At 63.5% G+C, this 20,293-nt stretch carries 20 protein-coding genes; 7 read left to right on the plus strand and 13 right to left on the minus strand.

The window, feature by feature from the left end:
• Positions 1–3: 3 nt before the first annotated feature.
• The 5 genes from AC72UB_RS13655 to AC72UB_RS13675 all read right to left on the minus strand — a co-directional run bounded on the left by AC72UB_RS13655 (position 4) and on the right by AC72UB_RS13675 (position 4,883).
• Entirely contained in the window at positions 4–1,779 is a 1,776-nt protein-coding gene (locus tag AC72UB_RS13655) for a sensor histidine kinase (RefSeq protein WP_505190267.1), read from the minus strand.
• 46 nt (positions 1,780–1,825) lie between these two features.
• Positions 1,826–2,494: a phosphoribosylformylglycinamidine synthase subunit PurQ gene (gene purQ / locus AC72UB_RS13660; RefSeq protein ID WP_505190268.1), complete on the minus strand. Its 669-nt coding sequence runs from the start codon at positions 2,492–2,494 to the stop codon at positions 1,826–1,828.
• A 134-nt stretch (positions 2,495–2,628) separates the two neighbouring features.
• A complete protein-coding gene (locus tag AC72UB_RS13665) occupies positions 2,629–3,666 on the minus strand; it encodes an alcohol dehydrogenase catalytic domain-containing protein (RefSeq protein WP_505190269.1) in 1,038 nt (345 codons plus the stop codon).
• Positions 3,667–3,811: 145 nt separating this feature from the next.
• Positions 3,812–4,051 (minus strand): phosphoribosylformylglycinamidine synthase subunit PurS, encoded by a 240-nt coding sequence (gene purS, locus AC72UB_RS13670; protein WP_463290140.1) that lies wholly within the window; start codon positions 4,049–4,051, stop codon positions 3,812–3,814.
• A gap of 70 nt (positions 4,052–4,121) precedes the next feature.
• Positions 4,122–4,883, minus strand: a complete 762-nt coding sequence (locus AC72UB_RS13675) for a phosphoribosylaminoimidazolesuccinocarboxamide synthase (protein ID WP_463290141.1) — start codon at positions 4,881–4,883, stop codon at positions 4,122–4,124.
• 214 nt (positions 4,884–5,097) lie between these two features.
• On the opposite strand from AC72UB_RS13675, the gene AC72UB_RS13680 reads away from it, so the two are divergent.
• Positions 5,098–5,412: a DUF1476 domain-containing protein gene (locus AC72UB_RS13680; RefSeq protein ID WP_463290142.1), complete on the plus strand. Its 315-nt coding sequence runs from the start codon at positions 5,098–5,100 to the stop codon at positions 5,410–5,412.
• A gap of 210 nt (positions 5,413–5,622) precedes the next feature.
• The gene (gene bmt, locus AC72UB_RS13685; protein WP_505190270.1) at positions 5,623–6,636 is read left to right on the plus strand and encodes a betaine--homocysteine S-methyltransferase; all 1,014 of its coding nucleotides are present in this window, start codon (positions 5,623–5,625) and stop codon (positions 6,634–6,636) included.
• A gap of 12 nt (positions 6,637–6,648) precedes the next feature.
• Here the strand turns inward: bmt and AC72UB_RS13690 are convergent, their stop codons facing one another.
• Complete coding sequence (locus tag AC72UB_RS13690) at positions 6,649–7,737, minus strand: PA0069 family radical SAM protein (protein ID WP_505190271.1); 1,089 nt, start codon at positions 7,735–7,737, stop codon at positions 6,649–6,651.
• Positions 7,738–7,889: 152 nt separating this feature from the next.
• Here AC72UB_RS13690 and AC72UB_RS13695 point away from each other — a divergent pair, with 152 nt between their 5' ends.
• The 5 genes from AC72UB_RS13695 (at position 7,890) to AC72UB_RS13715 (ending at position 11,290) form a co-directional block, all read left to right on the plus strand.
• Entirely contained in the window at positions 7,890–8,585 is a 696-nt protein-coding gene (locus AC72UB_RS13695; RefSeq protein WP_505190272.1) for a cobalamin B12-binding domain-containing protein, read from the plus strand.
• Between the two features lie 112 nt (positions 8,586–8,697).
• Entirely contained in the window at positions 8,698–8,853 is a 156-nt protein-coding gene (locus tag AC72UB_RS13700) for a hypothetical protein (RefSeq protein WP_505190273.1), read from the plus strand.
• On the plus strand, positions 8,844–9,515 hold the full coding sequence (locus AC72UB_RS13705) for a DUF1638 domain-containing protein (protein ID WP_505190274.1): 672 nt from the start codon (positions 8,844–8,846) through the stop codon (positions 9,513–9,515). The genes AC72UB_RS13700 and AC72UB_RS13705 overlap by 10 nt, the downstream gene beginning before the upstream one ends.
• 9 nt (positions 9,516–9,524) lie before the next feature.
• Positions 9,525–10,913 carry an FAD-binding oxidoreductase gene (locus AC72UB_RS13710; protein WP_505190275.1) on the plus strand — a complete coding sequence of 463 codons (1,389 nt, stop codon included), beginning with the start codon at positions 9,525–9,527 and terminating at the stop codon, positions 10,911–10,913.
• Entirely contained in the window at positions 10,910–11,290 is a 381-nt protein-coding gene (locus AC72UB_RS13715) for a YybH family protein (protein ID WP_505190276.1), read from the plus strand. Before AC72UB_RS13710 ends, AC72UB_RS13715 begins: the two co-directional genes overlap by 4 nt.
• A gap of 62 nt (positions 11,291–11,352) precedes the next feature.
• Here the strand turns inward: AC72UB_RS13715 and recN are convergent, their stop codons facing one another.
• The 7 genes from recN to AC72UB_RS13750 all read right to left on the minus strand — a co-directional run bounded on the left by recN (position 11,353) and on the right by AC72UB_RS13750 (position 20,252).
• Positions 11,353–12,993, minus strand: coding sequence for a DNA repair protein RecN (gene recN / locus AC72UB_RS13720; RefSeq protein ID WP_505190277.1), 1,641 nt, complete (start codon positions 12,991–12,993; stop codon positions 11,353–11,355).
• Positions 12,994–13,029: 36 nt separating this feature from the next.
• Positions 13,030–13,884, minus strand: a complete 855-nt coding sequence (locus AC72UB_RS13725; protein ID WP_505190278.1) for an outer membrane protein assembly factor BamD — start codon at positions 13,882–13,884, stop codon at positions 13,030–13,032.
• Between the two features lie 129 nt (positions 13,885–14,013).
• Complete coding sequence (gene lpxC, locus AC72UB_RS13730) at positions 14,014–14,934, minus strand: UDP-3-O-acyl-N-acetylglucosamine deacetylase (protein WP_505190834.1); 921 nt, start codon at positions 14,932–14,934, stop codon at positions 14,014–14,016.
• 188 nt (positions 14,935–15,122) lie between these two features.
• The gene (gene ftsZ / locus AC72UB_RS13735) at positions 15,123–16,766 is read right to left on the minus strand and encodes a cell division protein FtsZ (RefSeq protein WP_505190279.1); all 1,644 of its coding nucleotides are present in this window, start codon (positions 16,764–16,766) and stop codon (positions 15,123–15,125) included.
• Between the two features lie 212 nt (positions 16,767–16,978).
• The gene (gene ftsA / locus AC72UB_RS13740) at positions 16,979–18,313 is read right to left on the minus strand and encodes a cell division protein FtsA (protein WP_463290153.1); all 1,335 of its coding nucleotides are present in this window, start codon (positions 18,311–18,313) and stop codon (positions 16,979–16,981) included.
• The gene (locus tag AC72UB_RS13745; protein WP_505190280.1) at positions 18,310–19,344 is read right to left on the minus strand and encodes a cell division protein FtsQ/DivIB; all 1,035 of its coding nucleotides are present in this window, start codon (positions 19,342–19,344) and stop codon (positions 18,310–18,312) included. Before AC72UB_RS13745 ends, ftsA begins: the two co-directional genes overlap by 4 nt.
• Positions 19,332–20,252, minus strand: a complete 921-nt coding sequence (locus AC72UB_RS13750) for a D-alanine--D-alanine ligase (RefSeq protein WP_505190835.1) — start codon at positions 20,250–20,252, stop codon at positions 19,332–19,334. Before AC72UB_RS13750 ends, AC72UB_RS13745 begins: the two co-directional genes overlap by 13 nt.
• Between the last annotated feature and the right edge of the window lie 41 nt (positions 20,253–20,293).

Raw genomic sequence — 20,293 nt, forward strand, 5'->3', positions numbered from 1 at the left:
TCATTATTCTGCTGCCTTGGGGGTGCGACCGGAGGCCGAGGCCAGAACCGGAAGCTGCATTTCAAACACCGCCCCACCATCTTCGGCGTTGTGGGCGGTCAGACGGCCGCCCAGATCGGTGACAATGCCCGACGAAATGGCAAGGCCCAAGCCCACCCCCTCGCCCGGCTTTTTCGTGGTGTAGAACGGTTCAAACACAGAACCGATATCGGTGATGCCATGACCATTGTCGCGCACCGCCAGCGTGGCCAGATCACCCATGGTCATCAACAAATCAATCTGCGGCTTGGCCACATCTTTCGTCGCATCCAGCGCATTTCGCAAAAGGTTGATGATCACCTGCTCCAGCCGGATACGGTCGGCCATCACCATGACCGGCTGGCGCGGCAAGGTGCGGGTGATCTGCACCACTCGTTGCTTTAGCTGCGGTTCCATCATTGCCAGCGCCGAAGAGAGGCAGGCGCGCAGATCGACCGGCTCAAACGCCTCGCCGCCCTTGCGGGCATAAGATTTCAACTGCCGCGTGATCGCGCCCATCCGCTCGATCAGATCATCAATCCGCTGGAAGGACGACAGCGCCTCCTCGGGCCGTTTGCGCTGCAACAAAAGCCGCGCGCCGGCCAGATAGGTTTTCATCGCGGCCAAAGGCTGATTCAACTCATGGCTCACAGCCGCCGACATTTCGCCCAAAGCGGCGAGTTTGGACGACTGCGCCAAGGTCAACTCGGCGACCTCAAGCGTCTTTTGCACCTTCTCCCGCTCAGCGATTTCGCGGTTCAACCGGGCGTTCAACAGCCGCAACTCGGCCGATTCCCGTTGCAAAGACTGGCTTTGCGACCAGGCTCGGCGCGACAGCATGTAAAAGGTCAAAGCGGCCAGAATGGCAAAGGCCATGATAACCAGCGCAATCACACCGTTCACCCGCTCGCGCACCGAATCATAGGCGGTAAAGGCCACCATGCGCCACCCCCGGAACGGCACCCGCGCCTCGGTGCGCAACACCGCCTCACCGGCCACATAGGCATCGGGCGGGTTCTGCGCCCAATCCGCCGCCCCCTTCAGGGCCCGCCCAAAGGCCGAAGACTCCTCGGCACTCATCAAGGCCTCATCCAAGGGCTTGCCACGCCAGATGGTCTCGGTCGCCAAGAGCACCGTGCCCGTGCTGTCGGCCACAATGACCGCATCCTGCAACCCCGCCCAAGCGCGTTCATGCTTCATCAGATCGGCCCCGACGACGATCACCCCCAGCGGGCGGCCATCGGCAAAAATCTGGCGCGAATAGGTGAATTCATAGCCACCACCTGCGCGCGGGACGGCGGCAAAGACCGTGTCACGGCTGCGCATGGCATCTACGAAATAAGGGCTGGTGCGGTGGCTTGTGCCCAGAAGATTGCGGTTCGTCGCCCCAACCGCCCGCCCATCCTTGTCCAACAACAGGATCGAGGCGACGCCAATCTCGCCCTGCACCTTGATCAGGCGCAGCGTGGTGTCCGAAAACCGGCCGCGCACCAGCGCATCGCGGATCGCCGGGTCATCCACCAAAAGCAAGGGCACAACCGAGGTGCGCTGCAACTCCGACAGCATGTTGCCCGAATAAAGCGCCAAGCGCAGTTCGGCCCGGTTGCGGGTGGTTTCGGTGAACCGCTCAGACAGCCAGCGATTGGTGACCAAGACCACGCCGATGGCCAGCACGATCAAGAGACCGATCGCCAGACGCATGCGCCACGACCCGCCATAGGGCGCGGGCTTAAGGCTGTCAGGATTGGGCAGATCGGTCATGGCGCAAATCTAGGGCCCCGGGCGGCGCGCCTCAAGCACAAGCGCGTCAGGCCAGCGCCATCCCGCGCATCAGACCGGCGAAGAGCCCGGCGCCGTCCGTGCCCCCCAAGACAGGGTCATTGGCACGTTCCGGATGCGGCATCATCCCCAGCACACGGCGGTTCTCCGAGAGAACCCCAGCAATATCCGCCATCGCACCATTGGGGTTTTGGCCATAGGTGAAGGCAATCTGATCCTCCCCCTTCAGCCGCGCCAAACCCTCAGCATCGATGGTGTAATTACCGTCATGATGGGCGATCGGAATCATCAAAGACTGGCCCTTGGCATAGCTTTGGGTAAAGGCGCTTGCGGTGGTCGCCACCTTCAACTCCACCGTCCTGCAGGCGAATTTCAGCCCCGCATTGCGCATCAAGACCCCCGGCAACAGCCGCATCTCGGTCAGAACCTGAAATCCGTTGCAAATGCCCAAGACATATCCGCCCCGCGCGGCATGGGTCTGAATGGCACCGGCAATCGGCGATTGGGCGGCAATCGCCCCGCAGCGCAGGTAATCACCAAAGGAAAAGCCCCCCGGCACGCCCACCACATCGACGCCTGCGGGCAAGCTGCTGTCCTTGTGCCAGACCCGCACGACCTCGAAGCCCGCCCGTTCAAAAGCCAGCGCCAGATCACGGTCGCAGTTGGAACCGGGGAAGGTGACGACAGCGGCTTTCATGGCCATGGCCTCCGAAGATTGGGAATGGTCGCCCCATAGCGCAAAGCCCCCCAGCCTTCCACCCCGAAATGGCTTTCATCTTGGCAAAAATACTCATTCCAACGCTTGTCAGAAGCCCTGCCCTGTCAGAACGCTCACCCCGCCATCTGGGTGATCACGGCCACCCCGGGCGGCATCGGCCCGCCAAAAGCACGCAGCTCAGCCGAGGCGTCCGACAGCGCCACGTGCCGCGCCACGATCGGCGCCACATCGACGCGCCCCATCTCAATCAGTGTCAGCAAAGACGGATAACGCCACGACGGCATCCCACGCGACCCGAAGAGCGACAGCTGCTTCATATAGACCGCGTTCATGTTGATCTGCATCTTGGCAGTATGGCCCACCGGCAAGCCCACCTGCACATGCCGCCCCATCGTGCGCAGACATTCCAAGGACCCGTTGGCCGTGGCCTCAATCCCCAAAGCCTCCACACTCACATGCGCGCCGCCGCCGGTGATCTCGATGATCTTTGCCGCCACATCGCCATCCTTGGCGTTGATCGCAGCCTCGGCCCCCAAGGACAGCGCATGATCCAGCCGCTCTTGCACGACATCGACCACGACCACCCGCGCGCCGAGCGCGCGGCCCAAGATCAACAGCGACAATCCCACCCCGCCGGTGCCATGCACGGCAAGCCACTCGCCCGCCTGCAAGGCTGCCCGGCCGGTCAGCGCATGAAAGGCCGTGGTCACCCGGCAGCCCAATCCAGCCGCAAGGGCCGGCGTCAGGCTTTCGGGCAGGCGCGCAAGGTTATGGGCATGGGGTGCGCTGACATATTCGGCATAGGCCCCCGGCTCGCCAAAGCCCGGCACCCGCTGGGCCCGGCAGGTGGTGGTCTGGCCCGACTGGCATTCCGGGCACTGGCCACAAGACAGGATAAAGGGCGCAATCACCCGATCCCCCACCCGCCATTTCGCCAAAGGCCCTGCCTCCATCACCTCGCCGCAATACTCATGGCCCGGGATGGCGCCCAGCTTCACCTTGGGATGCTCGCCCACCCAGCCATGCCAATCGCTGCGACAAATACCGCAGGCCAAGACCTTCAGCACCACCCCATCCGCTTCACAGACCGGATCGGGCACGGTTTCCAAGGACAGATCGGCGTTATACTCACGGATGACAGCGGCGCGCATGCGGCACTCCTTTGGATTTTGGCCCATCAGACCAAAATCGCCCAGCCTGTCAGACAGGGAAACGACAGCCGATGTCGGCTGTCACAAATTTCTTCGAAGAAATTTGCCAAGATTTTTGCAAAATCTTGGTGCGCGCCGCAGCGCCTTACAGGATCTCGACCCGGTAGCTTTCGATCACGGTATTGGCCAAGAGCTTTTCGCACATCGCCTTCACAGCGGTTTCAGCCGCCGCAGGGTCGGTCTCGGCCAGATCCAGCTCGATCACCTTGCCTTGCCGCACGCCATTCACACCGCCAAAGCCCAAGGCGCCCAGCGCATGACGCACCGCCTCGCCCTGCACATCCAGAACTCCGGCCTTCAGCATGACAGTGACACGGGCTTTCATGGCATCCCCCAAGTTGCGATTTGCCGCCCCCTTACCCTTGCCGCCTCAGGCCGACAAGGGGGCACGGCGGTCAGTTGATCAGTGTCGGCTTCGTCGTATGGGTCACGTTGGACGGCAAGACGCCCAAACGGCGGGCAAGTTCAGTATAGACGTCCGGCAAAGGAGCCGGGTCGACCGCCGGTTGGCCCTCCCGCTCACCCGCCGCGCGCAGGTCCCACAATCGGCAGCTGTCTGGCGTGATCTCATCGGCCACGATCAGCCGCATGAACTCACCCTCCCAAACCCGGCCCATCTCCAGCCGGAAATCGGCCAGCCGGATGCCCACACCCAGCATAACACCTGACATGAAATCATTGACCCGCAAGGCCAGCGCCACCATGTCATCCAAATCCTGCTGATTGGCCCAACCGAAGGCCACGATATGTTCTTCGGCCACCATCGGCGAATTCAGCCGCTCGTCCTTGTAGTAGTATTCGACAATCGGGCGCGGCAGCGCCATGCCCTCGGGAATCCCGAGACGGGTCGACAATTCGCCCGCGGCAAAATTGCGCACCACAACTTCCAACGGCAGGATTTCGGCCATCCGCACCATCTGCTCGCGCATGTTGACGCGGCGGATGAAATGGGTGGGCACGCCGATGGCATTGAGGCCGGACATAAAGAACTCGGACAGGCGGTTGTTCAGCACGCCCTTGCCATCCACGGCCGCAGGCGTCGGCTCTTCCGCGGTGGGTGCGCTGTCGTCCTTGAAATACTGGATCAACGTGCCAGGCTCGGGCCCTTCGTAAAGGATCTTCGCCTTGCCCTCGTAGACCTTTTTCCTGCGCGCCATGAATGCCTCAATCACAATGGGAAATAGGGCGGCGACTGCCACCCTTCCCGGTCTGCCCGGCTATACGCATTGCACGCGCCGCATGCAACCCGGCCAAGCCGGACAAGCCCTGCGAAGCGGCCTTTGCACGGCGGCAATCGCAGCCGGGGGCTTGAACGCGCCCGCCCCTGCGGGCATATGAGATGAAAGCATTCTTGAATAGGAGGTCCAGTCCATGACCACGTTTGACGATCGCGAAAACGCGTTTGAAGCGAAATTCGCCCATGACACAGATATGCAGTTCCGCGCCGAGGCCCGCCGCAACAAGCTGGTCGGTCTTTGGGCCGCCGGGCTTTTGGGCAAGTCGGGCGATGACGCTGCCGACTATGCCATGAGCGTGGTCTCCGCCGATTTCGAAGAAGCCGGTATCGAGGACGTCGTGCGCAAGGTCGCAGGCGATCTCGCCGGCAAGGCCAGCGCCGATGAGGTCCGCGCCAAGATGGCCGAGCTGCTGCCGGTCGCCAAGGCCCAGCTGATGTCCGAGGTCTGAGACCAGAGCCAAGCCAGCACGGCCAAGGCCGATGTGTTCAAAAGGCCGCGCCGGGGCAACCGGCGCGGCCTTTTTGCTTGGGTGACCCACCGCCGATCATGACGCAGATCGAACGAGATCATGCGGAATATGAATTTGCCTATCCTGCCCAGCCGTGGCACATCGCGGATGTATGCAATTGTTCCTGCCAAAATTGCCCGGAGACAGACCATGGCCCTTGACGCTCTTTCCAAACTTCTGGCCAGCCGTGACTGGCTGATGGCCGATGGTGCCACTGGAACCAACCTGTTCAACATGGGCCTCACCGCCGGTGAGCCGCCCGAGTTTTGGAACGTCGACTACCCCGACCGCATCCGAACCCTCTATCGCGGCGCAGTCGAGGCGGGGTCGGACATTTTCCTCACGAACACCTTCGGCGGCAACGCCAGCCGGTTGAAGCTGCACGGCGCACAGGGCCGGGTGCGCGAGTTGAACCGCATCGGCGCCAGCCTTGCCCGCGAGATTGCGGACGCCGCAGGCCGCCCGGTCGTCGTGGCCGGCTCTGTTGGGCCGACGGGCGACATCTTTGAACCGATGGGCACTCTGACCCATGCCGCCGCCGTGGAGATGTTCCACGAACAGGCCGAGGGCCTGAAAGAAGGCGGCGCCGATGTCTTGTGGATCGAAACCATCAGCGCCGCAGAAGAATACAAAGCCGCCGCTGAGGCCGCCAAGTTGGCTGGCATGCCCTGGTGCGGCACCATGAGCTTTGACACCGCCGGGCGCACCATGATGGGCCTCACCTCGGCTGGGCTGGTCGAGATGGTCAAAGGCCTGCCCTATCCGCCCTTGGCCTTTGGCGCCAATTGCGGTGTCGGCGCGTCGGACCTGATGCGCACGGTGATGGGCTTTGTGGCCGCAGGTCCTGCGGTGCCCTTGATCGCCAAAGGCAATGCGGGCATCCCGAAATACCATGACGGCCATATCCATTACGACGGCACGCCCGAGTTGATGGCCGAATATGCCGTGCTCGCGCGCGACGCAGGTGTGCGGATCATCGGCGGCTGCTGCGGCACCATGCCCGAGCATCTGAAAGCCATGCGCGCGGCCCTTGAAAGCCGCCCCCGAGGCCCGGTCCCCAGCCTTGAGGACATTCAGGCCAAGCTTGGCACCTTCTCCTCAACCTCGGATGGCACCGACGGCGCTGGCCCCGCCGCACGCGAACGTCGCGGTCGGCGCGGCTAAGGCAGTCTTGGCCTAGAGCAGCGAAAGCTGATCGCCTGCCCTTGGCGGCAGGCGAAAGAGATCGCACCGCAAGGGCGGCATCTGCGTGGCCAGCCCTAGCCGCGCCACCGCCTTGGCAAAGCGCTGCGCCAAAAGATCGGCCCACAGCCCCTCGCCCCGCATGCGCCGCCCAAAGGCCGGGTCATAATCCTGCCCGCCATGCATCTCGCGCACCCGCGCCATGACCTTGGCCGCGCGGTCAGGCACATGCGCCGCCAACCAGTCTTGAAAGAGCGTCGATACCTCGCGCGGCAACCGCAGCGCGATATAGCTTGCCGCCACCGCCCCCGCATCCTGCACGGCCGCAAGGATCGGCTCCAGCTCAAGGTCTGTGAGCCCCGGCACCACCGGGGCCAGCATGGCGCGCACCGGAATGCCCGCCTCAGCCAGCCGACGGATGGTCGCCAAGCGCCGCGCAGGCACCGGGCAGCGCGGCTCCATCGTCCGGCTCAGGCGCGCATCCAGCGTGGTGACCGAAATCCCCACCCGCAACAGCCCCGCCGCCGCCATGGGCGCCAAAAGGTCGATGTCGCGTTCGATCAGCGTGCCCTTGGTGGTGATTGCCACCGGATGTCGATAGGCCCAAAGCACCTCCAACACCTCACGCATCAGGCGATGATCGGCCTCAATCGGCTGATAGGGGTCGGTGTTAGTGCCAATGGCCACCGTTGCCACCTGATAGCTTTTCGCCCGCAACTCTTGCGCCAGCACAGCCGCAATACCGGGACGGGCGATCAGCCGGGTTTCAAAATCCAACCCCGGCGACAGGTTCAAGAACGCATGGCTTGGCCGGGCAAAGCAATAGACGCAGCCATGCTCACACCCCCGATAAGGGTTGATCGACCGGTCAAACGGCAAATCGGGCGAGCGGTTCCACGCCAGCGCGGACCGTGGCCGCTCAACCCGCGTTTCGGTGCGCAGCAAACGGTCGGTTTCCGGCAGATCCCACCCATCATCCACCGCGACCCGCGCCTCAGGCTCAAACCGGCCCGCGACATTCGACGACACTCCGCGCGCGCGCAGGCGTTGGCCCTGTTTCAAACTCTCATGATGCTGTTGCATGAGTGAGAAATAGAACATTAAGGGAACAAATGGAACGATTAATTTACCCCCTTCCCCTTGCTGTCGGCTTTCGCTTGGGGCATGTCGGAAACCGGAAAGTGCCAAACGGCCTTTCACCGCATCACGGGCCCAAAGCCCCGAAGGAGCGCAGCATGTCAGACGACGAAATCAACTTGGCCGAATTGAGCGACGAAGAGCTTGTCCTGCAGATGCACGACGACCTCTACGACGGTCTGAAAGAAGAAATCGAAGAGGGTGTTAACATCCTGATCGAGCGTGGCTGGACGCCCTATGACACGCTGACCAAAGCCTTGGTTGCCGGCATGACCATCGTGGGCGCTGACTTCCGCGACGGCATCCTGTTCGTTCCCGAAGTGCTTTTGGCCGCCAATGCCATGAAGGCCGGGATGCACATCCTCAAGCCGCTTCTGGCCGAAACCGGCGCGCCCCGCATGGGCAAGATGGTGATCGGCACTGTCAAAGGCGACATCCACGACATCGGCAAGAACCTTGTCGCGATGATGATGGAAGGCGCTGGCTTTGAAGTGCTCGACCTTGGCATCAACAACTCGGTTGAAAAGTACCTCGAGGCGCTGGAAGCCGAAAAGCCCGATATTCTGGGCATGTCGGCGCTTCTGACCACCACCATGCCCTATATGAAAGTCGTGATCGACACGATGAAGGAAAAGGGCCTGCGCGAAGACTATATCGTGCTGGTGGGCGGTGCGCCCTTGAACGAAGAGTTTGGCAAAGCCATCGGTGCAGACGCCTATTGCCGCGATGCGGCCGTGGCCGTGGAAACCGCCAAGCAGTTTGTGGCGCGCAAGCACAACCAGCTGGGCGCCTAAGTTCACTCTGCTGCTTTACATCGCAAACCCCGGGCCATCGTGCCCGGGGTTTTCGTTTTGCCCCTTGGCATTTGCCGCGCCTGACCCCAAATTAGCTGGGAAGGAGACGATCATGCCCCTGCCCCATTTCCTTGCGCTTATCCTCGCCGTGGTGGCAACCGCAGGTCTAACGATCTGGGCGGCCTCTGGCCTTGGCGTCTCGATGGGCGCGCTGGCGATTGCGGCGCTCTTGGCGGCTTTGGCCATTCGGGCCTTTGCATGGCCGTGACGGCCGCATTGCTGCCCGACGACGCCACGCTGACCGAAGAGGGCCTGCATGTGCCCGGCGCGGGCCCCGTGTTGTTGATCGCCTGTGGGGCCTTGGCGCATGAGGTGCTGGCGCTGAAACGGTTGAACGGCTGGGATCATCTGCATCTGCAATGCCTGCCCGCAAAGCTGCATCTTTACCCCGACCAGATTACGGCTGAAGTCGCCCGCACCGTGACCGAACAGCGCGCCGCTTTTGACCAAATCTTCGTGCTTTACGCCGATTGCGGCACGGGCGGGCTGTTGCAGGCCAAATGCGCCGAACTGGGTGTCGAGATGCTGGCAGGCCCGCATTGCTATTCCTTCTTTGAGGGCAATGACACCTTCGCCGCCCATGCTGACAGCGAATTCACCGCCTTCTACCTGACCGATTTTCTGGTGCGCCAGTTTGATGCTTTTGTCTGGAAACCCATGGGGCTGGACCGCCATCCGCAGCTGCGCGACATGTATTTCGGCAATTACACCAAGCTTGTCTATCAGGCGCAGACCGAAGACCCAGCACTGGACGCCAAGGCGCAGGACTGCGCCGCGCGGCTGGGACTGGCCTATGAACGTCGCTTCACCGGCTATGGCGATCTGGCGGTTGAAATGGCCCGCGTCGCCACGCGCAGCCCCGCCGCCTGAGCGCGCGTGATGGCGTTGCCCGGCCCTCTCCTGACCGACCTTGCAGCCCTCCTCGGTCCCCGGCTCTCGACCACCGCAGCCGATCGCGCACTGCACGCCCAAAGCGAAAGCTACATGACCGCAGGCCAACCCGATGCCGTGGTCTACCCGACCTGCACCGCAGAGGTCGCGCAGATCGCCGCAGTCTGCGCCCAGCACGGCGTGCCCCTCGTGGCCTGGGGCGCGGGCACTTCGCTCGAAGGGCATGCGCTGGCGGTCAAGGGCGGGGTCACTGTCGATTTCCGCGACATGAACCGCGTCATCTCCGTGCATCCTGAGGATATGCTCTGCACCGTGCAACCCGGCCTGACGCGCTTGGCGCTGAACCACGCCCTGCGCGACACCGGGCTGTTCTTTCCTGTCGATCCCGGTGCCGATGCCAGCCTTGGCGGCATGGCCTCCACCCGCGCCAGCGGCACCACGGCCGTGCGCTATGGCACGATGCGCGACGCGGTTCTGGGGCTTGAGGTGGTTCTGGCCGGAGGCGAGGTGATCCGCACCGGCACCGCCGCGCCAAAATCCTCTGCCGGCTATGACCTGACCGCGCTTTTCGTCGGGGCCGAGGGCACGCTCGGCCTCATCACCGAGCTCACATTGCGCCTGCACGGCCAGCCCGAGGCGACTTCGGCCGCGAGTTGCGGCTTTGCCGATATGGCCGCTGCCGTCGATTGCGTCATTGCCACGATCCAGACCGGCCTGCCCATGGCGCGGATCGAGTTTCTCGATCCTGCAACCGTTGCGGCCTGCAATGCGTTTTCCGGCACCGACCTGCCCTTGTGCCCGCAGCTTTTGGTGGAATTCCACGGCTCGCCCGAAGGTGTGGCCGAACAGGCCCAACGCTTTGGCGCCATCGCGGCAGACTTCGGCTGCACCGGTTTTCTTTGGGCTAAGGCCACCGAGGACCGCAGCCGGTTGTGGAAGATGCGCCACGACGCCTATCGCGCCATTCTGGCCAGCAGACCGGGCGCGACGGCGGTTGTCACCGATGTCTGTGTGCCGATTTCAGCCCTTGCCCAAGCGGTCGAGGAAACCCGCGCCGACATTGCCCAAAGCGACCTGCCCGGCCCGATCCTTGGCCATGTCGGCGACGGCAACTTCCACGCCATCCTGCTAATCGATCCAGCCAATCCGCAGGAAACCGCCACCGCCAAAGCACTTGCCACCCGCATGGCCGAACGCGCCTTGGGCTTGGGCGGCACCATCACCGGCGAGCATGGGGTGGGGATGGGCAAACTGCCGCTCATGGAAGCCGAACATGGGGCTGCTTGGGCGGTGATGGGCCAGATCAAACGCGCCCTTGACCCGCAGAATCTGATGAACCCCGGCAAGCTGGTGCCGCAACCCAAGGTGGGCTCATGACCCCTGACGATTTCTCCCGCGCCTTTGCCTATGCCTTTGGCGACCGTGACGCAAAGGCCATGGCCGAACTGATGACCGAGGAAGCCACGGCCCACACGCTGACCGGCATCTGGGCTGAGGGGCGCGAGGCCGCGCGCCAGGCGTTTGAGGCTGAGGCGACCGGCATCTTCGTCCGCGCCCGGCTGGTGACGGGTAAGGGCACCGTCGTGCCGCTTGGGCCCGATGTCGCCCTGTTGCGCCAGCGTTATGTGGTCACCGGGGCGATTGAGGAAACTGGCGAGGAAATGCCACGGTTTGGCGCAATGCTGATTGCCGTTCTACAAGCAGACGGGCTGAACTGGCGCGCGATCAGCCTGACCTTCACCGTTTTGGCCTGACAATCCTCGTCGACTGCGTCGCGCGTCGTCGCGACGACGAGAAGCCGAAGGCGCCCGAGGCGTTAGCCAAGAAGCGCCCGCGCCGCCTCACGTGCGGCTTGGGTCACCGTATCACCCGCCAGCATCCGGGCGATTTCCTCGACCCGCTCATCGGCAGACAAGGTTACCACGCTGGACAGCGTCGCACCGTTCTCCACGCGCTTCGACACCTGCCAGTGATGCGCCCCCTTGGCGGCCACCTGCGGGCTGTGGGTCACCACCAGCACCTGCGCGCGGTCTGACAGCGATTTCAGGCGTCGGCCCACCGCATCCGCCGTGGCCCCGCCAACGCCGCGGTCGATCTCGTCAAAAATCATCGTCATGCCGGGGCTGTCGCCCATCAGACAGACCTTCAATGCCAAGAGGAACCGGCTGAGTTCCCCGCCCGAGGCAATGCGGTTCAAGGGCCCCGCTGGCGCGCCGGGGTTGGTGGCCACGGTAAAGGTCACGCTGTCCACCCCATCAGGCCCCGCCTCGGCCAAGGTCATCTCGGTGGTAAAGACCGCGCGTTCCATCTTGAGCGGCGCAAGTTCGCTCGCCATGGCCAGATCCAGCCGCTTGGCCGCCGCCCGCCGTGCCAGCGTTAAGGCGGCCGCCTCGCGCAGATAGGCCGCGTCGGCTTTGGTCACCGCCTCATGCAACCGCGCCAAACCCGCCGCCCCACCATCAATGGCGGCCAGCCGTCCGCGCAAGCCTTCGGCAAAACCGCCCAGATCATCGGGCAAGACGCCATGCTTGCGGGCCAGCGCCCGGATGGCAAACAGCCGCTCCTCCAGCGCCTCCAACTCGGCCGGGTTGAAATCCAGACTGCGCAGCGTCTCCTCAACCCCGCCCACCGCATCGCCCAGTTCGATCAAGGCCCGGTTCAGCGCCCCAAGCGCACCGTCAAGCCGCCCCTCGGCCCGGTCCGACGCGCCCTCCATCCAGCGCAGCGCGTCGCGCATCGCGCCCTCGGCCCCGTCAGACAAGGCGCCATGGGCGCGGACGATATCGGCGCGGATCCGCTCGGCCCCTTGCATCAGGCGGCGGCGGGCATCCAGCGTCGCCTCCTCGCCCGGCTCAGGGTTCAGCTTGTCCAACTCCTCCACGGCATGGCGCAGATACTCTTCTTCCACCTGCGCCCGCTCCAGCGCGCTTTGCGCCGCCTGAAGTGCCGTCCGCGCTTCGGCCCGCGCGCGCCAAGTCGCGCGCATCCCGGCCAGATCCAGCCCGGCGAAGGCATCAAGGAGCTGCCGATGCCCGCGCGGGTTCAAGAGACCCCGGTCATCATGCTGGCCATGCAGTTCCACCAGCGCATCCGACAGATCGCGCAGCACTTCGCCGCTGACCCGGCGGTCGTTGACCCAAGCCGTCTTGCGCCCGTCCGCCGTGTTGATGCGGCGCAAGATTAACTCACCCTCTTCTGCCTCGATCCCCGCCTCGGCCAGAACCGCATGGGCCGGATGGAGCGCATCCAGATCAAAGACCGCCACAACTTCACCCTGCGCCGCCCCTGCGCGCACCAGATCGGCCCGGCCCCGCCAACCCAGCACAAAGCCCAAGGCATCCAGCAAGATCGATTTGCCCGCCCCGGTTTCACCGGTCAGCACATTCAACCCCGGCCCCAAGGCCAGAGAGAGCCGATCGATGATCAGCACATCACGAATTTCAAGCGTGCGCAGCATTTGGGCCCCGTCGGCGCGGCACTCCGCCCCTCTTGCTTACAACCATTCGCCCTTGATCATCTGACGATAGATCGTGGACAGCCAGTTGCTGCCTTTCGCCTCGGGCGCAAGGCCCTGACCTTTCAGCAGACGGAAGCTGTCCTCATAAAACGGGCTGGACTGGTAATTGTAACCAAGGATCGCGGCCGCAGTCTGCGCCTCATCGGCGAAGCCAAGCGCAAGATAGGCCTCAACCAACCGATGCAGCGCTTCGGCGGTGTGGGTCGTGGTCTGGAAATCCTGCACCACAACTTTGAACCGGTTGATGGCAGCCGGATAATTCTTGCGCTTCAGGTAGTAGCGCCCGATCTCCATTTCCTTGCCCGCCAGATGGTCGAAGGCCAGATCGAACTTCATCATCGCCGACTTGGCATATTCGCTGTCCGGGTATTGCTCGATCACCACGCGCAGCGATTGCAGCGCCTGGAAGGTCAGACCTTGATCGCGGCCAACCTCGTCAATCTCGTCGTAATAGGACAGCGCCATCAGATACTGGGCATAGGCCGCATCTTCATCGCCGGGATAGAAGTCGAGATAGCGCTGCGCTGCGACGCGCGCCTCTTCGTATTCTTTCGATTTGTGCAGCACAAAGGCCTGCATAATCAGACCGCGCTTCGCCCATTCCGTATAGGGATAAAGCCGCTCCACTTCGGCGAAATAGCGCAAGCTGTCGCCCGGCTTACGCGCGGTTTCCAACGTCAGCTCACCGCGTTTGTAAATCTCTTCGGGCGGCAGTTCGTCAAGCGGCGCTTCTTTATTTCCGCCCAATCCCCCTGCACAGGCCCCAAGCGACCCGGCCAGAAGCGCCACGCACATCCCCCGCCGCACCGCTGTGAAGAAATCGCCTGCCATCTTCCGAATATCCTGTGCTCACCCTGTGCGACACCGCTAGATCACGCGGATGCGCAGCATTCACCGATCCTCGTAGCACAGAAAAATCCAAGGCGCAAAACGGCTTTCACCACCCCGAGGCATTGATTTTCAGGCCGAAAGCGGCAGATCACCCCGATGCACGCCGACGCCGGGCAATTTGCCGCTGGCAAGGCCCACACAATCCTGCGCGCGCCATGCGCTCGGATCGGCGAAAAGAGCGCGCAACAGCCGGTTGGTCAGGGCGTGACCCGCGCGAATACCGGTATAGCGGCCCAAGATCGGCCCCCCTGCGAGTGCCAGATCCCCCAAGGCATCCAACATCTTGTGGCGTACCGGTTCGTCCGCATAGCGCAGACCGCCAGGCGACAGGACCTTATCGCCTTCAAACACCACGGCGTTTTCCAGCGTGCCACCCAAGGCCAGCCCACGTTCGCGCATCGCCACCACTTCGGCATTGCGGCAGAAGGTGCGGCTGTCGGACAATTCACGCACGAAGGCGCCATTGGCCATGTTCAGAACCTTGTCCTGCCGGCCAATCGCCGCCTCGGCAAAGTCGATCTGAAAGGCGATTTCCAGCATGTCAGACGGCTCCAGCCGTGCAACGGCCTCGCCCTCACGCACCTCAATCGCCTTCAGCACACGAATCGCGCGCACAGGCGCGCCTTGCGCCACGATGCCAGCATCAAGAAAACCAGAGACAAAAGGGGCGGCCGAGCCGTCAAGGATTGGAACTTCGGGACCATCAATGTCGATCAGCGCGTTATGGATTGCAGAACCAGCCAGCGCGGCCATGATATGCTCGATGGTTGACACCGAAACCCCGGCGCCATTGGCAACGAGGGTACACAGGCGCGAGGGCACCACCGCATCCCACTGAGCAGGAACCTGCGCATCGCCGGTCACGACGTCAGTGCGGCGAAAGCAGATCCCGTGATCTTCTGCGGCAGGATGCACCGTCATCGTCACCGGCGCACCCGAATGCAGGCCAACGCCTGTGAAGGTAACCGAACGGATCAACGTGTTTTGCACCTGGACCGACTCCATAGCACGCGGGGCAGATAGAGCCCCATTGCGTCAAGTTTTACCTAAGCGGGTAGGCCCCATATCTCAATTCACAGTTTGTGACGGTTTATGACAGAGCCCGCGCCACTCAAGGCGTTGATTCAAAAGAAAAAGCCCGGCTCACACCGGGCTTTGTAACACAGTTTGAAACCGACTCAGTTTGCTTGGCGCCGCAGGAAAGCCGGAATTTCGATGCGGTCATTGTCGGAGGAATGCTCTTGCTCGTCGTCATAGGCAGTGACGGGCGGCTGGGCGCGGCCTGCCGAGGCACGTTCTTGCGGCTCAGACTGGCCACCACCTGCCATGCGGCTGATCAGGCCACCGATCCCAAAGCGCGGACGGCTTTCGGCGGGTTTGGCGGCAGGTGCTGCGTTCCGCGCAGGCTGTGCCTGGGCAACGGGACCACGGGCAGGCTGCTGGCCCTTGGACAAGGCCGCTTGCAGACGGGCAATCGCCTCGGGCGACGGCGCACCGGGTGCACGTGCGCTCGGTGCGACAAAGCTTGCAGCGTCGGCATCAAGGGCGGCACTGCCATAGGACCGGGGCGCAGCGGCTTGAGGGCGATAGGCCGGGGGCGGCAGATCGTTGTCGATCATGTCCTCCGGTTCCGCCGCATAGGTTTCAGGCTCGTGCGACCGGTCGAACAACGACGGCTCAGGTGCCACTTCGGGTTGCGGCACCGGTGCGGCAGCCGCGACTGGGGCCATGGTCAAAGGCATCGGCGCCTCGCGCCGGGTGTCGGCGACCGGGGCAGCAGCGGGGGCAGCAAAGCTGGCCGGAAGCGGCGCGCCCATCGGACGACGGGTCAGCGGGGTTTCCGACTTGGCCTGCATAACGTCGATGCCCGTGGCCACAACCGAGACCCGGATCGACCCTTCCATGCTGGTGTCGAGCGTCGAGCCCACGATGATATTCGCATCGGGATCGACTTTTTCGCGGATGATGTTCGCCGCCTCGTCCAGTTCAAACAGCGTCAGGTCATAGCCGCCGGTGATGTTGATCAGCACGCCCTTGGCGCCGTTCAGGCTGATTTCGTCCAACAACGGGTTGGCAATCGCCTTCTCAGCCGCCTGCACGGCGCGATCCTCGCCCGAGGCCTCGCCAGTGCCCATCATGGCCTTGCCCATCTCGTCCATCACCGAGCGCACGTCGGCAAAGTCAAGGTTGATGAGGCCGGGGCGAACCATCAGATCGGTCACACCCTTGACACCCTGATAGAGCACGTCATCGGCCATTGCGAAGGCTTCGGTAAAGGTGGTGCGCTCGTTGGCCAGACGGAAAAGGTTCTGGTTCGGAATGATGATCAGCGTGTCGACAACCTTTTGCAGCGCGGCAATGCCCTCTTCGGCCTGACGCATCCGCTTGTTGCCTTCGAACTGGAAGGGCTTGGTCACGACGCCAACGGTCAGCACACCCAGCTCACGCGCGGCTTGCGCGATGATCGGGGCGGCACCCGTGCCGGTCCCGCCACCCATGCCGGCGGTGATAAAGCACATATGTGCGCCAGCCAGATGATCGACGATTTCCTCGATGGTTTCTTCGGCGGCGGCGGCGCCAACCGTCGGACGGGCCCCAGCGCCCAGACCCTCGGTCGCTTTGACACCCATCTGGATACGGGCAGCGGCCTTGGACTGCTGCAGCGCCTGCGCATCGGTGTTCGCCACCACGAATTCGACGCCCTCAAGCTGCTGGTCAATCATGTTATTGACCGCATTGCCCCCTGCCCCGCCGACGCCAAACACCGTAATCCGGGGCTTCAGCTCTTCGCGAGCGTCATTCATGATCAGATTCAATGCCATGTTCTATCCGCCTGTCATTTTTGAGCGGGCGCCCCGCCAGTTGCCGTTATCGGTCTTGTCGCCCCCGTCCCTGAGCTGCGATTTGCCGATTTATCCACGATTCTATCCACAAGCCGTCATAAGGTCACGCGAAAAACGCGTGCGACCACAAAATATGGGCCGAATTAGGGCCGCCTTAGCGGGATATTGCCGGTTTGTCTGAATATGGGGGGTCACCAGTTGTCCTTGAACCATCTGAAGGCCCTTTTGATGGACCGTGCAGGGTAACGCTCGGCGGGAATGTCGAAATCCCACCACTCATCCTGCGGATGCGCGGCGAAAAGGCACAGCCCGACCGCGCTGGAAAATGCTGGGCCCGTAGCAGCCTGCGGCAGACCTTGCACGCGCAAGGGGCGGCCCATGCGAACGCGGCTGCCCAAGATGCGGCTGGCCAATCCGTCCAGACCGGGGATCTGGCTTGCCCCGCCCGTCAGCACGATCTGCTGGCTGGGCAGGGTGTCAAAGCCCGCCACGTCCAGCCGCGCGCGCACCTCTTCCAGAATTTCCTCAACACGCGGACGCATGATGCCAATCAGCTCGGTGCGGCTGACCTGACGGCGGTCTTTTTCCCAATCGCCGCTGTCGCTGCCGATCTCGATCATCTCGCGGTCATCCATGCCCGTGGCATGCACGCCGCCGTGCTTGGTCTTGATGCGCTCAGCCACCGCCATCGGCACCTGCAGGCCCTTGGAAATGTCCGAGGTCACATGATCGCCGCCCATGCGCACGGCATCGGCAAAGATCATGTGCTTTTTCATGAAGATCGACAGGCCGGTCGCACCACCGCCCATATCGATGCAGGCCGCACCCAGTTCCTGCTCATCCTCAACCAGCGACGAGATCGCCGAAACATAGGACGAGGACGCAATCCCGGCCAATTCCAGATCGCAGCGCTTGATGCAGTACAACAGGTTCTGGATCACATCGGCATCAACCGACAGCAGATGCATGTCACAGGTCAGCCGGTTGCCGATCTGGCCACGCGGGTCACCAAGGCCAGAGCGATGATCCAGCGCAAAGTTAACAGGCTGGGCATGCAGCACCTCGCGGCCATCACCCAAGGGCGGCACGTCGCAGGCAGCCAGCACCGAGGCCACGTCCTGTTCGGACACCACGGAATCTTGCAAGTCCCACTCGCCCGCCAGCCCATAGCTGCGCGGCTCGGCCCCCGAGAAGCAAGCCACCACATGGTCCACCCGAACATTGGCCATCTTCTGCGCCGCCTGCACGGCGGTGCGGATGGCGCGCTCGGTTTCGTTCATCATCGAAATTTCACCAAAGCGCACCCCGCGCGACCGGGTCGTCGCCGCCCCGATCACCCGAAAGCCTGCCTGCCCCGCCATCGGACCGACGCCGTCGAAGTCCCCATCGGGATCGGTTCCGTCGAAGCTCAGGACAAGGCAGGCAATCTTGGATGTGCCAACATCCAAAATGGCCACCACACCGCGATGCATCGCGGCACGCCGCAAGGCGCGCATGGCGCGCTGGGACTGGTAGAGGTCGGTCATAGGTCGCTCTCCGTCTTCTTCTTTTCGTCAGGGATCAGGCCACGGGCACGCCGGGCCGCCATAAGGGCATCTTCGCCCAGTCGCAGGACCGGGCGTTTTTCATCTCGAAGGTCAATCGCAACTAGGTCACGCGCCAGAAGGTCCTCGGCCTGGTCCAGTGCCAAAAGCCGTTCCAGCGCCTGCACCGGGCGATCTGAGGGCAGCAAGAGCCGCTGGTCGCGGTCCAAGACCATGTCCCAGCGCCGGTCACCCACCCGCACCAAACCGCGCAAACGCTTGGTCAACGGACCGGCGGCATCCATCAAGGCCAGCGCCTCGGTCGCGGCCAGATCAGCCCCTTCGCCCGCAATCAACGGCAAATCAGGCCGGTCGCCCCGGGCTGCCAGCCCCGCAACGCGGTGCCCAGTGGCATCCAAAAGCGTCAGCCCGTCTTCGGTGCGCCACACCAGCGCCGGTTCGCGTTCCTGAATGGCGACATGGAGCACACCACCCGAGCGCACCGCCAAATCAGCCTGCGCCACCGCATCAAGGCTTTCCGCCTTTTCGCGCAAAGCGTCGAGATCAAGTTTGAAGGACGAGACCGGAAAGCTCACCCCCAACTGTGCCCGCACCGCATCGGCCAGATCAGGCGAGGCCCCATCAACCGACAACAAAGAGACGCGAAACTCGGGACGGTCCTGAAACTGCCCCACGACATGGGCAACGCCCCCTGCCACCGCCGTGCGGCGGCTTTCGCTGGCCAGCACCAATGCCGAAATCAGCGCCACAACCATAACCGGCAGGCCAAAGCGGAACAACACACGGAACTGCGGTGTCAACCACAGCCGCTGCATCTTGTAATCCCAATAGCTGGGCGACGGATCGTGCCGACGGGCGCCTTTGGGCGCTTGCGTCTGCGCCTCACCCGAGGCCCCCATCGCAGCGCCGCGGGCGGCCCCCATAACCGCACCCTTGGCAGCCCCGATCACCGCGCCGGTAATCCCACGGCGCGGCGCTTGCAACGGTGGCGGGCGGCGGTTCAGCGGTTGCATGACGCGTCCTCCACCATCCAGCGGCAGAGCTCGGGGAAGGAAATTCCACAATAGGCCGCCTGCTCCGGGGCCAGCGACGTCGGGGTCATGCCGGGCTGCGTGTTGGTTTCCAACAGGATCAGCCCCGCCAGCCCACGCGCCTCGTCCCAGCGGAAATCGGTGCGGCTGACGCCCCGGCAGCCCAGCGCAGTGTGGGCGCGCAGCGCATAATCCATGCAAGCATCAGTGATCTCTTGCGGCACTTGCGCCGGGACCACATGGCGCGAGCCGCCGACCGAATACTTGGCGGTATAGTCATACCAGCCTTCGGTGATGATATCGGTCAGGCAGAGCGGCCGGTCACCCATCACAGCCACCGTCATCTCGCGCCCCGGCGCATAGGTTTCGACCATCACCACCGGCGGCATGCTGTCCGACAGGCGCGGCGCATTGCTGCCGGGATGCACGATATAGACCCCAACGGACGAGCCTTCGTTGTTGGGCTTCACCACATACGGCGGTGGCAGCACGTGGCCTGCCTCAACCTCGTCACGGCCCGCGAGCTTGCTTTGCACAATCGGAAGGCCCGCGGCGGCATAGACCTCTTTGGCCTTTTGCTTGTCCATCGCAAGGGCCGAGGCCAGCACGCCCGAATGGGTGTAAGGAATGCCGAGCCACTCAAGAATGCCTTGCACACAGCCATCCTCGCCCCAGCGGCCATGCAGGGCATTGAAGGCAACGTCGGGCTTCACTTCGGACAAACGCAGGGCGAGATCGGGGCCGCAATCGACCTCGACCACCTGATATCCGGCCTCCCGTAGGGCTTTGGCGCACTCACGCCCAGATGACAACGAAACCTCCCGCTCTGCGGAAAGCCCACCCATCAACACCGCCACTTTGGAGACCACCCGCTCGGAGGTTCCCGCCATCATTTACTGCCTCATCCCGGGGGTTGTCCCCCGTGGTCGTG

It is taken from the genome of Allotabrizicola aquatica (SeqCode) (genome assembly GCF_965194375.1).
Classification (GTDB): domain Bacteria; phylum Pseudomonadota; class Alphaproteobacteria; order Rhodobacterales; family Rhodobacteraceae; genus Tabrizicola_A; species Tabrizicola_A aquatica.